Origin of the sequence: Pseudoalteromonas sp. UBA6610, assembly GCF_002433295.1 — a bacterium.
In the GTDB taxonomy this organism is placed as follows: Bacteria; Pseudomonadota; Gammaproteobacteria; order Enterobacterales; family Alteromonadaceae; genus Pseudoalteromonas; species Pseudoalteromonas atlantica.
In genome coordinates this window covers 15,560-29,239 of sequence record NZ_DJHW01000097.1, presented here as the reverse complement: position 1 = coordinate 29,239, position 13,680 = coordinate 15,560, and the positions used below count along the sequence as shown (strand labels likewise).

Annotated in this window: 13 protein-coding genes; 4 read left to right on the top strand and 9 right to left on the bottom strand. The window is 41.7% G+C overall.

Translation table 11 applies throughout. The features are described from left to right. Positions 1–35: 35 nt before the first annotated feature. The 3 genes from B4F91_RS13185 to coaBC all read right to left on the bottom strand — a co-directional run bounded on the left by B4F91_RS13185 (position 36) and on the right by coaBC (position 4,832). Positions 36–2,795 (bottom strand): S9 family peptidase, encoded by a 2,760-nt coding sequence (locus B4F91_RS13185; protein WP_286936421.1) that lies wholly within the window; start codon positions 2,793–2,795, stop codon positions 36–38. A gap of 158 nt (positions 2,796–2,953) precedes the next feature. Continuing rightward, positions 2,954–3,541 carry a nucleoid occlusion factor SlmA gene (gene slmA, locus B4F91_RS13180; protein ID WP_004587943.1) on the bottom strand — a complete coding sequence of 196 codons (588 nt, stop codon included), beginning with the start codon at positions 3,539–3,541 and terminating at the stop codon, positions 2,954–2,956. A 97-nt stretch (positions 3,542–3,638) separates the two neighbouring features. Further along, complete coding sequence (coaBC, locus tag B4F91_RS13175; RefSeq protein WP_064384813.1) at positions 3,639–4,832, bottom strand: bifunctional phosphopantothenoylcysteine decarboxylase/phosphopantothenate--cysteine ligase CoaBC; 1,194 nt, start codon at positions 4,830–4,832, stop codon at positions 3,639–3,641. A gap of 144 nt (positions 4,833–4,976) precedes the next feature. Between coaBC and radC the strand changes: the two genes are divergently transcribed. The 3 genes from radC to rpmG all read left to right on the top strand — a co-directional run bounded on the left by radC (position 4,977) and on the right by rpmG (position 6,325). Beyond that, positions 4,977–5,651, top strand: coding sequence for a RadC family protein (radC, locus tag B4F91_RS13170; protein ID WP_024033348.1), 675 nt, complete (start codon positions 4,977–4,979; stop codon positions 5,649–5,651). Between the two features lie 270 nt (positions 5,652–5,921). Beyond that, positions 5,922–6,158 carry a 50S ribosomal protein L28 gene (gene rpmB / locus B4F91_RS13165; RefSeq protein WP_004587946.1) on the top strand — a complete coding sequence of 79 codons (237 nt, stop codon included), beginning with the start codon at positions 5,922–5,924 and terminating at the stop codon, positions 6,156–6,158. Positions 6,159–6,169: 11 nt separating this feature from the next. Continuing rightward, entirely contained in the window at positions 6,170–6,325 is a 156-nt protein-coding gene (gene rpmG / locus B4F91_RS13160) for a 50S ribosomal protein L33 (RefSeq protein WP_004587947.1), read from the top strand. A 192-nt stretch (positions 6,326–6,517) separates the two neighbouring features. On the opposite strand, the gene B4F91_RS13155 is transcribed toward rpmG, so the two are convergent. Beyond that, on the bottom strand, positions 6,518–7,486 hold the full coding sequence (locus B4F91_RS13155; protein ID WP_286939038.1) for a class 1 fructose-bisphosphatase: 969 nt from the start codon (positions 7,484–7,486) through the stop codon (positions 6,518–6,520). Positions 7,487–7,641: 155 nt separating this feature from the next. Here B4F91_RS13155 and B4F91_RS13150 point away from each other — a divergent pair, with 155 nt between their 5' ends. Continuing rightward, the gene (locus B4F91_RS13150; RefSeq protein ID WP_286939036.1) at positions 7,642–10,071 is read left to right on the top strand and encodes a zinc-dependent metalloprotease; all 2,430 of its coding nucleotides are present in this window, start codon (positions 7,642–7,644) and stop codon (positions 10,069–10,071) included. 46 nt (positions 10,072–10,117) lie between these two features. Here B4F91_RS13150 and mgtE read toward each other — a convergent pair whose 3' ends face one another. From mgtE to hpf, 5 genes are all read right to left on the bottom strand, one after another. Further along, positions 10,118–11,476, bottom strand: a complete 1,359-nt coding sequence (mgtE, locus tag B4F91_RS13145; protein WP_004589080.1) for a magnesium transporter — start codon at positions 11,474–11,476, stop codon at positions 10,118–10,120. 259 nt (positions 11,477–11,735) lie between these two features. Next, positions 11,736–12,008: an HPr family phosphocarrier protein gene (locus B4F91_RS13140; protein WP_004589081.1), complete on the bottom strand. Its 273-nt coding sequence runs from the start codon at positions 12,006–12,008 to the stop codon at positions 11,736–11,738. Positions 12,009–12,048: 40 nt separating this feature from the next. Beyond that, a complete protein-coding gene (rapZ, locus tag B4F91_RS13135) occupies positions 12,049–12,894 on the bottom strand; it encodes an RNase adapter RapZ (protein WP_004589082.1) in 846 nt (281 codons plus the stop codon). A gap of 19 nt (positions 12,895–12,913) precedes the next feature. Then, the gene (locus tag B4F91_RS13130) at positions 12,914–13,366 is read right to left on the bottom strand and encodes a PTS sugar transporter subunit IIA (RefSeq protein WP_004589083.1); all 453 of its coding nucleotides are present in this window, start codon (positions 13,364–13,366) and stop codon (positions 12,914–12,916) included. Positions 13,367–13,370: 4 nt separating this feature from the next. After that, positions 13,371–13,658 carry a ribosome hibernation promoting factor gene (hpf, locus tag B4F91_RS13125; protein WP_004589084.1) on the bottom strand — a complete coding sequence of 96 codons (288 nt, stop codon included), beginning with the start codon at positions 13,656–13,658 and terminating at the stop codon, positions 13,371–13,373. Positions 13,659–13,680: the final 22 nt, after the last annotated feature.

The window sequence follows — 13,680 nt, the reverse complement described above, 5'->3', positions numbered from 1 at the left end:
CCTACTCCTTAACTAAGTGTTATTGCGAATGGGTTTTACTCTTCAACGAACGGTTCACCTTCTGCCATCCACTTAGCTGCTGGCTTGCCTTTTAAGTAATGGTCAAAGTACTGCATCATACGCACTGAAAAATCGACCTGATTAGGAAACTTTTTCAAATGATGTGGTTCACCTTCGTATTGTAAAAAGGTGGCGTCTTTACCCGCACGGCGCAGGGCTAAGTAATATTGCACGCCTTCGTGCCAAGGCACTGCGTCGTCTTTGTCTCCAAACATAATTAAAATAGGGGTATTTACTTTATCGGCAAAAAACACTGGTGAGTTTTCGATGTATAGCTCGGGTGCTTCAAATAAATTTTTACCTATGCGGCTTTGTCCTGTTTCGTACTGAAATTGACGCGCAAGGCCCGACTTTAAACGTATGCCGCTGTAGGCGCTAGTCATGTTTGATACCGGCGCGCCCGATACAACCGCTTTAAACATATCTGTTTGAGTGATCATAAACGCACTTTGATAACCTGCCCATGAATGCCCTTGTAGGCCTATTTTATCAGGGTCGGCAATGCCTAGGTCTATAAGCTTTTGCGTGGCGTTGATCATGGTTTGCGTTGACGATTTACCTGGGTGGCCTATTTCAAAGCGAATATCAGGTAAAAAGATTGCATAACCATTTGAGGTAAACATAGGGAAGTTAGGACGATGATTTAGCTCCATTTTAGGAAAATCATACATGCGCTGGCTCATATAGCGGTAAAAATACACAACAACGGGCACTTTATCGCCTTTTTTGTAGCCTGCTGGTTTAATTAATACCCCTTGTAGGTCTTCGCCATCAAAGCCTTTGTAGCTAATTAGCTCTGGCTTTTCGCCCCAGGAAAAATCCGCCATTTGTGGGTTTAAGTTGGTAACTTTTTTAGGTGCTGTAAAGTTAAAGTCGCTTTGGTAGTAATCAGGAAACTGATGATAGGTTTGCTCGGTAAATAGGTATTTATCGGCATGTTTTGCCTTTTTAACTACATCAATACGTTTTTTGCCACTCAATACGTTAGTAACCGTTTGTGAGGCTAAATCAAGCTTGGCTACTTCACGTTGCTTTGATTGTAAGTTAACGGCTGATACAAGTAATGTATCGTTTTGGGCAAAGCCTACGTGGTTTTTATCAAGCTTAATAACGCGATATTGCGTATTGCTTGGTTTACCATTAGTTAAACGCTCAGCGCGTTGAGTGTTGACATCAAACGCCCAAATATCGTATTTGCTATAAACCAATACTTGGCTGCTGTTATTTAACCAACCGGCAAACCCATAGCCAGGTTGCGGTGATGGATAGTCGTGTTTGTCATCGGCAAACGTGGCATTAATAGCTTTGCTAAGGGCGGTAACTTTGTTGGTTTTTAAATCTTTAAGTTGTACTTGGCTTTGTGCAAAGTATGCAGCGTAGCGCCCATTAGGCGCAAGGCTTGGTGTAAACGGTGAGTTTTTAATAATGGGAGTTTGCTCACCGGTATTGATGTTTATGCTGTAGTAGTCGGCAAAAAAGCCACCGTACATAATTTTTTCTAGGTGGGCTTGGTTAGAATAGCCTAATACACTTTGGCTACGATTAGTGTTAAGCGCTAAATCGCTGACTTTTTCATTGCTTAGTTGTACTGCTTTTTGGCTTTTTAAATGAAAAACAGCGCTGTAATGGCGATTTTTATTAACCTTGTTCCACTGTTGCTCTTCTCGTGGTTTTATTTGGGCATCGTTGTTGTGCCACACGTTTAGCGCTTTATGTTCACGAATCGTGTCAAAGTCATACAGTGATGCTTCGTCGGTGTACTCTTTTGCTTTTATTTTAGCGGCCAGCTTTGGGTGGTTTTCAAAATATAAGCGCTCGCCATTTTCAGACCAGCTAATCGATGCTGTTTTACCTATTACCCACTCTTTATTAGGGGAGTCGATGGTGCTAAGGGTGTTATTTTGCCAAAGCTTTAGAGAGTATTGCCTGCGACGCTCATCATCGTTTACGTAGTTACCGAGGTTAAATGCGGCTATTTCTTTATCAGGGTGCCAACTAATTGATTGTGCAACCACGCCTGGCTCATCAATTAATACGCTTTGCGCAAAGTTATTATTAAGTTCAAGCAGTACAAGCTGATTGTTGTTGCCATCACTAAAGCTTTGGCTGGCAAGTAGCTGTGCGCCACTTGGGCTTAGCGCATAACTAAATACATTATTTAAGCTGTGGGTGGTGCTGTTTTTTAAGTTTATTATTACTAGCTCAAAGCTTTTATCTTTTTTATCTGGTGTGATAGCGCTTTTTTCTTCGCTGTTATCTTCAGTGGGTGTGTCTTTTTCTGCTTTTTTATCAACTCGATAAGCAAGCCACTGGCCATTGTTACCTAAAACATAGTCTTTTACGTCGGCAAATTGCTGTTTTTCGCCGGTTTGGGTATTGACTAAAATGAGGTTGTTTTTAAGTGATGACTTTTTCTCGCTGGTCTCTTGCTCAAGCAGGGTGGGTACTTGTGTAAATGCCACCCAATTAGCCGCTTTGTTAATAACGGGCTTGGTGCCGCGCTCCACGGTGCTAATAAGGGTGTTTGTTGTTAAGTCATAAACTTGCCCACTTGCATTGCCACGGTAGGGTTTAGCGCTAAAGCTGAGGATTTTACCATCATCTGAAAGTTGGGTGTTTTTTGCGTACTTAAAATCGAATACGTCTTTAAATTCTAACGGCTTTTGAGCCCAAGCAGCCGGGCTCGCTAAGCTTGCAAGCAGTGCTGAGCTTAAAAGGGTGAGCGTTGTTTTCATTATTGATTCTCGTTTTTCACAGTACTTTTAATGTAATAAGTATTGTAGCGAGTTTGGTTTATATTTCGAGCGGATCAGATAAGCGGTATAAGAAAAGGGACGAAAGGGTTAACGTTAGCGCGAAAAACTAGCGCTAACGGTAAAATAATAAAGTAAGGTTATAACCAAATTTTTTGTAGTTCTGGCCATTGTTTTTCAAATTGCGAACTTGGTTTTACTTTAAAGTCGCTGCGCACAAACTGGTTCATTTTACCTTCAACATAGGCTAGTAAAAAGTTAGCAAGGGTTAGTTCGTCACTTTGAAAGGTTTTACCTTCACGAAGTTTTCGCTCGCGCAGTACTTGTTTAAATTGCGTTTCTAGCTTTTCGAATAGCCCTTGTACACGTTCGCGTAAACGCTCTTGCTCGCCTTGTAGGGCGTCGCCGGTAAGTATGCGTGTAATACCTGGGTTTTTTTCTGCAAACGTTAGTAGCAACAGCAAAATATTATAAACGCGTGTTTGGCTTTCTTTTTCGTTTTCTAAAATAAGGTTAATGCGCGATAAAAGCGTGTCTTCGATAAACTCTATTAGGCCTTCAAACATACGTGCTTTACTTGGAAAGTGACGGTAAAGCGCAGCTTCAGACACGCCCACTTCAGCAGCAAGCTTTGCAGTTGTAATCCGTTGTCCTGGGCTGGTTTCTAACATTTGCGCGAGGGCTTGCAGTATTTGCTCTTTGCGATTACTTCTTTTTGTCGCAGGCATGAACCTTCCTTTTTTATTTGTTATTTTTAGCTGCTAATCATTTTTTGTTCAAATGAGTGGCTTATGTTAATGTTTTATTCAGTTTGTTTCCAGCACTTTATAGTTGCTTAGCAAGTTGTTTAATTACCTCAAGAGCAATGCGTGTTTTACTATTTACCGCAAGTGCTAACTGCTCATTTTGCCAGTAAAGTGTTAAAGCATTGTGATCGGAATTAAACCCTAAACCACTTTGCGATACATCGTTAGCGCAGATCATATCGAGATTTTTATTTTTAAGTTTACCCTTTGCATAGCTCTCTACATTTTGCGTTTCAGCAGCAAAACCCACAGTGTAAGGGCGGTTTTGCGTTAAGTTTGCCACGGCGGCTATAACATCGGGGTTTTTAACAAGGGTGAGGGTAAGCTCATCGCCTTGTTTTTTCATTTTTTGAGTTGCTACATTAGCCGCTCTATAATCGGCTACGGCTGCACAGCCAATAAAAGCATCAGAGAGTGGGGCATAGGTTAATGACTCATTTAATAGCTGCTCAGCGCTTTCAATGTTTATTAAATTAACGCCAACAGGGGCTTTGATAGTGACAGGCCCTGAAATTAAATTGACATGAGCGCCAAGCTTTAAAGCGGCCTCAGCCAGGGCAAAGCCCATTTTTCCTGAGCTGTGATTAGAGATAAAACGTACAGGGTCAAGCGGCTCGCGGGTTGGCCCTGCCGTAATTGTAATGGTTTTACCTGCTAATAATTGCGGCTGCTCTGTGGCAGTGCACAAAGCCACAAGCTCATGGGGCTCTAGCATGCGCCCAGCACCTACATCGCCACAGGCTTGCTCACCTTTGCCTGGGCCCCAAATAAGTACGTCACGTGCTTTTAAAGTGGTTAAATTTGCTTGTGTTGCAGGGTGTGCATACATTTGCTGGTTCATTGCTGGGGCTATTGCCACTTTAGCAGGGGTTGCCAGTAATAGTGTGGTAAGTAAATCATCGGCTATACCTGCGGCCATTTTGGCAATGGTATTACTCGTTGCAGGCGCGACCAAAATTAAATCAGCCCATTTGGCAAATTCTATGTGGCCCATTGCAGCCTCTGCTGAGGGGTCAAGTAATGAATCAGACACCATTTCACCACTCACCGCTTGCATGGTTAATGGGGTTATAAAATGTTTAGCTGACTCGCTCATAACTACTTTTACTTCGCAACCTGCCTCTTTTAAGCGCCTAACGAGCTCGGCACATTTATAGGCTGCGATGCCGCCGGTGATGCCAAGTACGATTTTTTTGTTTGTTAAGTTAGTCATGAGTGTTTTTTGCTTGAGTGTATATGCAGGCTAAAATAACAAATCTTTGTGCTTTGAGCTAAGTTTTTAGGATTAAATAATCAGGCTAATTTTAAAAATTGCATTACAGTTATAAGACTGTTTTTTAATCATCAAGGATGAATAATGCAATTAACATCGTTACCTAACTCACTTCGCCCACGCGAAAAACTCATTGCAAAAGGCCCTAAAGCATTGACCGATGCTGAGTTATTAGCGATATTTTTGCGTACGGGCTTACCCGGTATGAATGTGATTGAGCTTGCACAGCACCTGCTTAACGAAAACAAAACATTGCATAATTTATTTAACGCCAGCCAAGATGAGTTTTGCGCACAAAAAGGGTTAGGAATGGCAAAATATGTGCAATTGCAAGCGGTGCTTGAACTGAGTCAGCGTTACATGCAGGAGCGTTGCCAGCGCGATGCGGTGTTTAATTCGCCAAATGCGGTGTATGAATATTTAACGCTGCAAATGCGTGGGCTACAGCAAGAAGTGTTTATGGTGCTTTATCTCGATAGCCAAAACCGTTTAGTAAAAGACGAAATTTTGTTTTATGGCACGATAAACTCAGCCAGCGTTTACCCCAGAGAAGTCCTAAAAGCGGCCTTAAAAAATAATGCTGCGGCCATTATTTTGGCACACAATCACCCAAGCGGGATTGCTGAACCAAGCCAAGCAGATAAACTTATCACTAATAAATTACAACAAGCACTGCAATTAGTAGACATAAATGTGCTTGATCACATCATTGTAGGAGGAGAAACGTGTGTTTCTTTTGCACAGCGAGGCTTGATTTAAGGTTGCTTGATGAATAAGTGTGTTAAAAATGAGCGGTTTGGACGGTTTTAGCAAATTAGTTTAATTTAAATGCAGTTTTTACTTTCCCTAAGGGCATTCGATCTTTATAATTAGCCGCTATCAAATTTACATATGAGCTGGTTGGATAGATCAGTATTTGATCTTTGCCTGTAAAAGCTGTATAAAGAGCGCCCTTCGATTTATCTAGGGCACAAATACATGGCCTTAGGTTAAATTAAGCTCGAGCGAAGTTATTGGAGATATATAGACATGTCTAAAGTATGTCAAGTTACAGGTAAGCGTCCAACGGTTGGTAATCACCGTTCACACGCGAGAAACGCGACTAGACGTCGTTTCCTACCTAACCTACAAACACACCGTTTTTGGGTTGAAAGTGAAAAACGTTTTGTAACACTACGCACTACTACTAAAGGTATGCGTATTATCGATAAAAAAGGCATCGACGCGGTACTTACAGATATCCGTGCTCGCGGCGAAAAAGTTTAAGGAACTGAATCATGCGCGATAAAATCCGTTTAGTTTCAACTGCTGGTACTGGTTTTTTCTACACTACCGACAAAAACAAGCGTAACATGCCTGAAAAGATGGAAATCAAAAAGTTCGATCCTAAGGCTCGTAAACATGTGATTTTCAAAGAAGCTAAAATCAAGTAATTTAGTTTTCTTTCAGAATTGTAAAAACCCAGCTTATGCTGGGTTTTTTGTTTTTAGCACTTATCAATATTAAACAGCCCCTAAAATATTTTATTAAATCAACAGATATAATTTAGGCATAAAAAAACCTTGCTGGTAAAACCCACAAGGTCATTATTTTTACAGCTTACTGTGTCGGCAATAGCAACTTGTTTACTTATGGTATCCCAAGCACGTTTCTACTTCGTTTTTAGAGCCTAATATTACCGCCACACGCTGGTGGATTGCATCGGGTTGAATATCCATAATACGCTCAGTACCCGTAGAGGCGATACCACCTGCTTGCTCAACTAGCATAGCCATGGGGTTGGCTTCGTACAGTAAACGTAGCTTATTAGGTTTATTTGCATCTTTGGTGTCGGTTGGGTAGGTAAATAAACCACCACGGCTAAGTACACGGTGCACATCGCCAACCATAGCGGCAATCCAGCGCATGTTAAAGTTTTTAGCACGTGGGCCGGTATCGCCAGCGAGTAAGTCATTAATATAGTTTTGCATTGCGCCCTGCCAATGACGCTGGTTTGACGCATTAATAGCAAATTCGTTTGTATCAGCAGGGATAGTGGCAAAGTCTTGTGTTAGTAAAAAGCTACCTTGGGTTTTATCTAGCGTAAACATGCGTGTGCCTTTACCTGTAGTAAGTGCAAGCATAGTCGATGGGCCGTAAAGCACGTAACCTGCAGCAACTTGTTTGTGGCCTGGCTGCATAAATATACTTTGATCGGCGGCATCTGAGCCTTCAGGGGCTTCCATAATTGAAAATATAGTACCCACTAGCGAGTTAATATCGGTATTTGATGAGCCATCAAGCGGGTCAAACGCCACAATGTATTTAGCGTCTTGGTTGCCAGCTACAGTGTAATCTTCTTCTTCTGAGGCGATGGCTTTAACTGACCCAGACTCCAGTAAAATATCTTTTAAAAGCTGATTAGATAATACATCGAGCTTTTTTTGGGTTTCACCTTGAATGTTTTCATCAAGCGTTGAGCCTAATACGCCAGAAAGCGCACCTTGGCCAACACGAAACGAAATTTCTTTACATGCTGCTAAAATGGTTCTAATTAACGATAAAAGTTCTCTAGGACAACCGTCTTCTAGTAATACTGGTGGGAGTCTACGCATTCTATTTTCCTGATAACGTGTACTAGCTAATCTAAATGTGAGAGAGATTAACTTAGTGCGCTGAATTTCGTCTTAAATACCTGTATTGTTTAAATAGCACTGTAATAATGGTGCCACCTAATCGTACTTAAAACGCCAATAACAAAGATAAGATTATGAAAAAAATACCACTAATAAGTTACATATTCTTTACTGTGCTGTGCTCTATGATAACCCAAGCGCACGCAGCAATTAAGCCTATAGATGAATTTACTGCGCAAATGAATCACTTTCCTGGGTACTTTTCGTTTTATTACGATACTCAAAACGGCAAAGTGTTTTTAAAAGTAGATAAATTAGAGCAGCAATTTTTGCTTCAGCAAAGCTTACCCTATGGAGTTGGCTCTAACGATATAGGCTTAGATAGAGGCCAACTTGGTAACACGCATTTAGTTCAGTTTGAGCGTTTTGGCGATAAAGTAATGTTGCGTGCGCTAAATACATATTATCGCGCTAATACCACTAACAAAGCTGAGCAGCAAAGTATTAAAGAGGCCTTTGCATCCAGTATTTTAGCGGGCTTTAAAGTGGTAGCGCAAAGCGAAAAAACGCTCCTGATTGATTACACACCTTATTTATTAAGCGATGTACACGGGGTAAGCCGTACGCTTGCAGCGCGCAAGCAAGGCAGCTTTAGCCTTGATGAAGCACGCAGCGCTGTGTATATGAATCGCTCAAAAGCGTTTGTAAAAAATACCGAGCTTGAAGCAGTATTAACGTTTAAGGGCACTAAACCAGGTAAATTTGTGCGCCAAGTAAGTGCCGATGCATACGCACTTACTGTACATATGCACCACTCACTTATTAAATTACCTGATGATAAATACACGCCGCGCAAATTTGACCCGCAATCAGGGTATTGGAGCATTGAGCATAAAGACTACGCAGCCCCCCTTGGTGAATCTATGTTTGTGCGCTATATACCGCGTCATCGCTTAGCTAAAAAAGATCCAAGTTTACCGATTAGTGAACCCGTAGAGCCTATTACTTATTACCTAGACCCTGGCGTTCCTGAGCCGGTTAAAAGCGCGTTACTTGAAGGCGGTAAGTGGTGGAATGATGCCTTTAGCGCAGCAGGCTATAAAAACGCATTTATAGTTAAAGTATTGCCGAGCAATGCTGATCCTATGGATATTCGCTATAACGTTATTCAGTGGGTGCATCGTGCTACACGCGGATGGTCTTACGGAAGCTCTGTTATAGACCCTCGTACCGGGGAAATACTCAAAGGGCATGTAACACTTGGTTCATTGCGTGTACGCCAAGATATTTTAATTGCAGAATCCCTTGGAGCGCCTTATTTAAAAGGTAACGAGGTGGCTAAAAATTTACAGGCAATGGCACTTGATAGGATTCGCCAGTTAAGTGCACACGAAATTGGCCATACGCTGGGCATTGCACATAACTTTGCAGCCTCGGTGGGGGATAGAGCGTCGGTTATGGATTACCCACACCCACTACTTAGCTTTAACGAGCAAGGCGAGCTTGATGTAACCCGCGGCTATGCAAGCGGTATGGGCGTATGGGATACCCAAGTTATTAAGTATGGTTACAGCGACTTCACTAATCAAGATGAAAGCGCTGAGCTTGCAGCAATATTAAAAGAGAACAAAACGAAGGGCCTTGAGTTTATATCTGATAGCGACGCACGCGCTAAGGGCGGGGCACACCCTACAGCGCACTTATGGGATAACGGTACTAACCCAGCGCAAGAGTTACTTAGAGTGCTTGATGTACGTAAAAAAGCGCTTTCGCAATTTGGCATTAACAACATTAAAACGGGCGATGCACTCTCGCAGTTAGAAGAAAAACTCGTGCCGCTTTATTTATTTCATCGCTATCAAGTAGAGGCTGCAGTTAAGCTAATTGCGGGGGTTAACTACGAATACGAAACACGTAACGGCTCACCTGCTAAGGGCGCACAAGTGGTTGCAAAAGCGCAGCAGCAAGCGGCGCTTAGTGCTATTTTAACAACATTAAAACCGGCTAATTTAATTTTGCCTGAGTCGGTGTTAGCGCTTATTCCGCCAAAAGCATATGGCGAGTCTAAATCGCGTGAAAGCATAACAGGGCGTACGGGTATAACACTTGATGCGATGGCCTTGCCAGAAGTAGCTGCGCAGCATAGTTTATCGTTATTATTAAACCCACAGCGTTTAAATCGTTTAGCTCAACAACAAGTACGTAATTATAATTTTTACAGCTTAGATGAGTTGTTAGAGCAGCTTTACAGCCAAGTGTTTAATGTGTCATCACCTAATACAATGAAAGGCAAAATCACCCAGCGGGTGCAGTTTTTAACTGCAAAAAATATGGCTGATTTAGTCACTAGTGACAAGGTAAGCCCAGAGGTGCAGGCGCAGCTACGTTTCTACTTGGTAAAATTAAGTAAAGAGTACAATCAAAACTCAATGTTAAGTAATACCAGTGTAGGAGAAAGCGCGTTTAAACAGTATTTAGCAGAGCAAATAAAACAGTTTTTAAAAGTAGGTAAGTGGCCTGAAAACTTCAGTGGTTTACCAATGCCACCGGGCTCACCAATTTAATTATATGTTTTAGTGTGTAGTGGCTACTTAACCTGAGCTCAGGTTGCTAAATAAGTAGCCACGTTGCGGTGCCTAAAAAGGCAAAAATACCGACAATATCAGTTACTGTTGTAAGTACAACACTACCGGCAAGTGCAGGGTCTATATTCATTTTTTTCAATAAAATAGGAATACATGCGCCAGCAACACCAGCCACTACGAGGTTCATAAACATCGCAAATGCGAGTACGCCGCCAAGCATAAAATCCCATTGCCAAAGCGCAATTACACTGGCTATAAGTATTGACCAAATAACCCCGTTTAATGCGCCTATCGCCAGCTCTTTAGCCATTAAAAATCGTTGGTTAGTTTGGTTAATATGGCCCACGGCAATACCGCGAATAACCAGAGTTAAAGATTGGCTACCTGCTACACCACCCATTGAGGGCACAATGCCATTGAGTACAGCTAAAATAGGTAATATATCTAAGGTGCTTTCAAAAAAGCTGGCCACAAAGGCGGCTGCTAAGGCTGTGAGTAAGTTAACGCCAAGCCATACTGAGCGTTTTTTTGAGCTTTTTAAAACAGGTGCAAAGGTGTCTTCTTCATCATCAAGACCGGCAAGGCTTAATAAGCTGTGCTCTGCATCTTCACGAATAACATCAACAATATCATCAATAGTGACACGCCCAAGCAAGTGGGCGTTATCATCGACTACAGGGGCCGATATCCAGTTATGGCGCTCAAATAACTGAGCAACTTCACTTTCATCCATCGAAATAGGGATAGACTCACAGTCTTCATCCATTAAATCTTGAACAATTTTTTCAGGCGGATTAGTTAACAGTGTACTAAGTGATAATGCACCTAAAAAACAGTTATGTTTATCAACAACGTATAAATCATCGGTGCCCTCTGGCAGCTCACCGCGTAGCCTAATATAACGCAGCACAACATCAAGAGTAACGTCTGGGCGAATGGTCACCGTATCGGTGTTCATTAGCGCGCCTGCTGAGCGCTCTTGGTAAGATAAAGCTTGTGTAGCGCGTTCGCGGTCTTGCGTATCCATAGCGCTAACCACATCTTTGTACACGGTGTCAGGTAGGCTACGTAGGACTTCACCTAAATCATCGTGGCCCATATCTTCAGTGGCCGCGGCAATATGCTCAGGTTCCATTTGTGCAATGATACCTAAACGTACATCTTCAGAGAGCTCTTCTAGCACATCCCCTTGCACATCTGGGTCAACCAGTTGCCAAAGCATGCGTCTAATTTTATGCGGAGAGGATTCAAGCAGCAGTGCTGTATCACAAGGTGCTGTTTTTGCTAGCATGCGTCTTACTTGAACAAATTGCCCACTATTAAGTGATTTAGTCACTTGTTTTAGTTGCTGTAGTGGATAGTCTTGTTCAAACGCTTCTGGCATTGGCATCCTAAATATTTTTGTGTAATGGAAAGGTGTTTAGTAAGTGGAGTTGCCCACTGTTATTTTCTTTATTTTTTGTGCTAAACCCAATGCTGGGACTAAATTAGTGTTTAAAATTAAGTAACCAAATTTAGCAGGGGCATGGCTTTATTATCCTAAATTAAAGCACTAAATTAGGCGAGTCGGAATACCCTAATTTACTAAATCTTTATAATTTGGCCAGATAAGTCTTTAACTTATAAGGCTATGGTGCTTTAAATTATTCTTGCTCGTTAAATCGTTGTGCAATTAATTGCCCAACCGCATGCAAAGCTTGCTCTGAATCAGGGCCTTCACAGACTACTTTAACTTCTTTACCTTTACTGCTTTCAAGTAGCATTAAAGCTAATACGCTGTCGCCTGCGGCTTCTTTATCATCTTGGTGTAAGGTGATTTTAGCATCAAACTGCACAGCTAATTGCGCAAGGACCGTTGCCGCTCTGGCGTGTAAGCCTAATTTATTTTTTATTAAAAATGTGTCTTCACAGCGCATAAATTACTATACCTAAACTGAACAGGTTATTATTTTAAGGTTACTTTTCTTGCTCACGATGACGAATTTTGACATTCGGATGCGTCATAGCAAAGCTCTCGCCAATGGCTTGCGCTAAATAAACCGAGCGGTGTTGACCACCAGTACAGCCTATTGCAATAGTGAGGTAACTACGGTTATTACGCTCTAAGTGTGGCAACCAAGTTTGTACAAAGGTTTGAATTTGCCAAGTGAATTTTTGCACTATGCTGTGATTTGCCAAAAAATCTTTTACTGGTTGATCAAGGCCCGTAAGCGGTTTAAGTTCAGGCTCCCAGTGAGGGTTTGGCAAAAAGCGAGCATCAAAAACATAATCAGCTTCTTTAGGTATGCCGTGTTTAAAGCCAAACGATTCAAACGTTACAATAAGTTGCTTATCTTTTTTACCCAGTATTTTTTCGCGAATTGACTCTGCTAATTGGTGCACACTTAAATCGGTGGTATCAAGCATAAAGTCAGCGCGTGTTACGAGTACATCAAGCAGTTCTTTTTCTTTTTTTATTGCTAAATCAAGCGGCAGCGAATCGATGGATAAAGGGTGTAATCTGCGTGTTTCTGAAAAACGTTTGATCAGTGTTTGATCATCACTATCTAAATAAAACAGTGTGGGTTTAGCAAAGTCAGGAAGGTACTCGAGAATATCGTTAAATTCGTCTTGTTCTTTGGGGATATTACGAACATCTATACTAACGGCTATTTTGTCATAGTTATCTGAAACACTTCGCACTAAAGAGGGCAGTAAGTTGACCGGAATATTATCTACGCAATAATAGCCTAAATCTTCAACCACGCGTAAAGCAACCGACTTACCTGAACCAGAACGGCCGCTTATGATAATTAACTCCATTTATAGCCCTTAGTATTTACTACGATTGATCAACAATTACTTGATACAGCTCTGCATCGGTTTTAGCACTGCGCAGCTGTTTACAAAATTCTTTGTTGCTCAGTTTATCAGCTATGGTTGCCAGAGTCTTTAGGTGCTGTTGGTTATCGCCATCTGGTACGATGAGTGCAACAAAAATATCAACAGGGCAGTTATCAATAGCGTCAAAGTTAACAGGCGTGTCGCTAACAAGTACTAAAGCCAGCGGCTCTTCTACGCCACCCATTCTGCCATGAGGAATGGCGATACCCCGGCCAATACCAGTACTGCCTAGCTTTTCTCTACTTGCCAGCGCATTAAGAATATCTTGTTGTGGTAAGTAGGGGAGCTTTTCATGAGCAAGCTCACTGATAAACTCTAAAATTCTTTTTTTACTACTAAAAAGGACCGCAGCTTTGCTGCAGTCCTGGCATACTAATGTACTTAATTTCATAATATTAGTGTCTAGCAAGCTTCTCTTTATGTTTTATGACTTGACGATCGAGCTTGTCAATCAACGAGTCTATAGCGGCATACATATCTTGGTGCTCTGTTGAGGCAAATAAATCTGCGCCACTTACATGAATAGTCGCTTCTGCTTTTTGGTTGAGTTTTTCTACATCGAGAATGACATGCACATTGCTAATATGATCTGAGTGCCTTTCTAGCTTTGCAAATTTATTATTTACATAGTCTCTAAGTGAATCAGTTACTTCTACGTGACGACCAGTTAGGTTTAGTTGCATAAGCATTTCCTCTTTGTTTTTT

Coding starts and splice junctions, on each gene's coding strand:
- B4F91_RS13185 (WP_286936421.1), bottom strand. CDS start 2,795: ATGAAAACAACGCTCACCCTTTTAAGCTCAGCACTGCTTGCAAGCTTA.
- slmA (WP_004587943.1), bottom strand. CDS start 3,541: ATGCCTGCGACAAAAAGAAGTAATCGCAAAGAGCAAATACTGCAAGCC.
- coaBC (WP_064384813.1), bottom strand. CDS start 4,832: ATGACTAACTTAACAAACAAAAAAATCGTACTTGGCATCACCGGCGGC.
- radC (WP_024033348.1), top strand. CDS start 4,977: ATGCAATTAACATCGTTACCTAACTCACTTCGCCCACGCGAAAAACTC.
- rpmB (WP_004587946.1), top strand. CDS start 5,922: ATGTCTAAAGTATGTCAAGTTACAGGTAAGCGTCCAACGGTTGGTAAT.
- rpmG (WP_004587947.1), top strand. CDS start 6,170: ATGCGCGATAAAATCCGTTTAGTTTCAACTGCTGGTACTGGTTTTTTC.
- B4F91_RS13155 (WP_286939038.1), bottom strand. CDS start 7,486: ATGCGTAGACTCCCACCAGTATTACTAGAAGACGGTTGTCCTAGAGAA.
- B4F91_RS13150 (WP_286939036.1), top strand. CDS start 7,642: ATGAAAAAAATACCACTAATAAGTTACATATTCTTTACTGTGCTGTGC.
- mgtE (WP_004589080.1), bottom strand. CDS start 11,476: ATGCCAGAAGCGTTTGAACAAGACTATCCACTACAGCAACTAAAACAA.
- B4F91_RS13140 (WP_004589081.1), bottom strand. CDS start 12,008: ATGCGCTGTGAAGACACATTTTTAATAAAAAATAAATTAGGCTTACAC.
- rapZ (WP_004589082.1), bottom strand. CDS start 12,894: ATGGAGTTAATTATCATAAGCGGCCGTTCTGGTTCAGGTAAGTCGGTT.
- B4F91_RS13130 (WP_004589083.1), bottom strand. CDS start 13,366: ATGAAATTAAGTACATTAGTATGCCAGGACTGCAGCAAAGCTGCGGTC.
- hpf (WP_004589084.1), bottom strand. CDS start 13,658: ATGCAACTAAACCTAACTGGTCGTCACGTAGAAGTAACTGATTCACTT.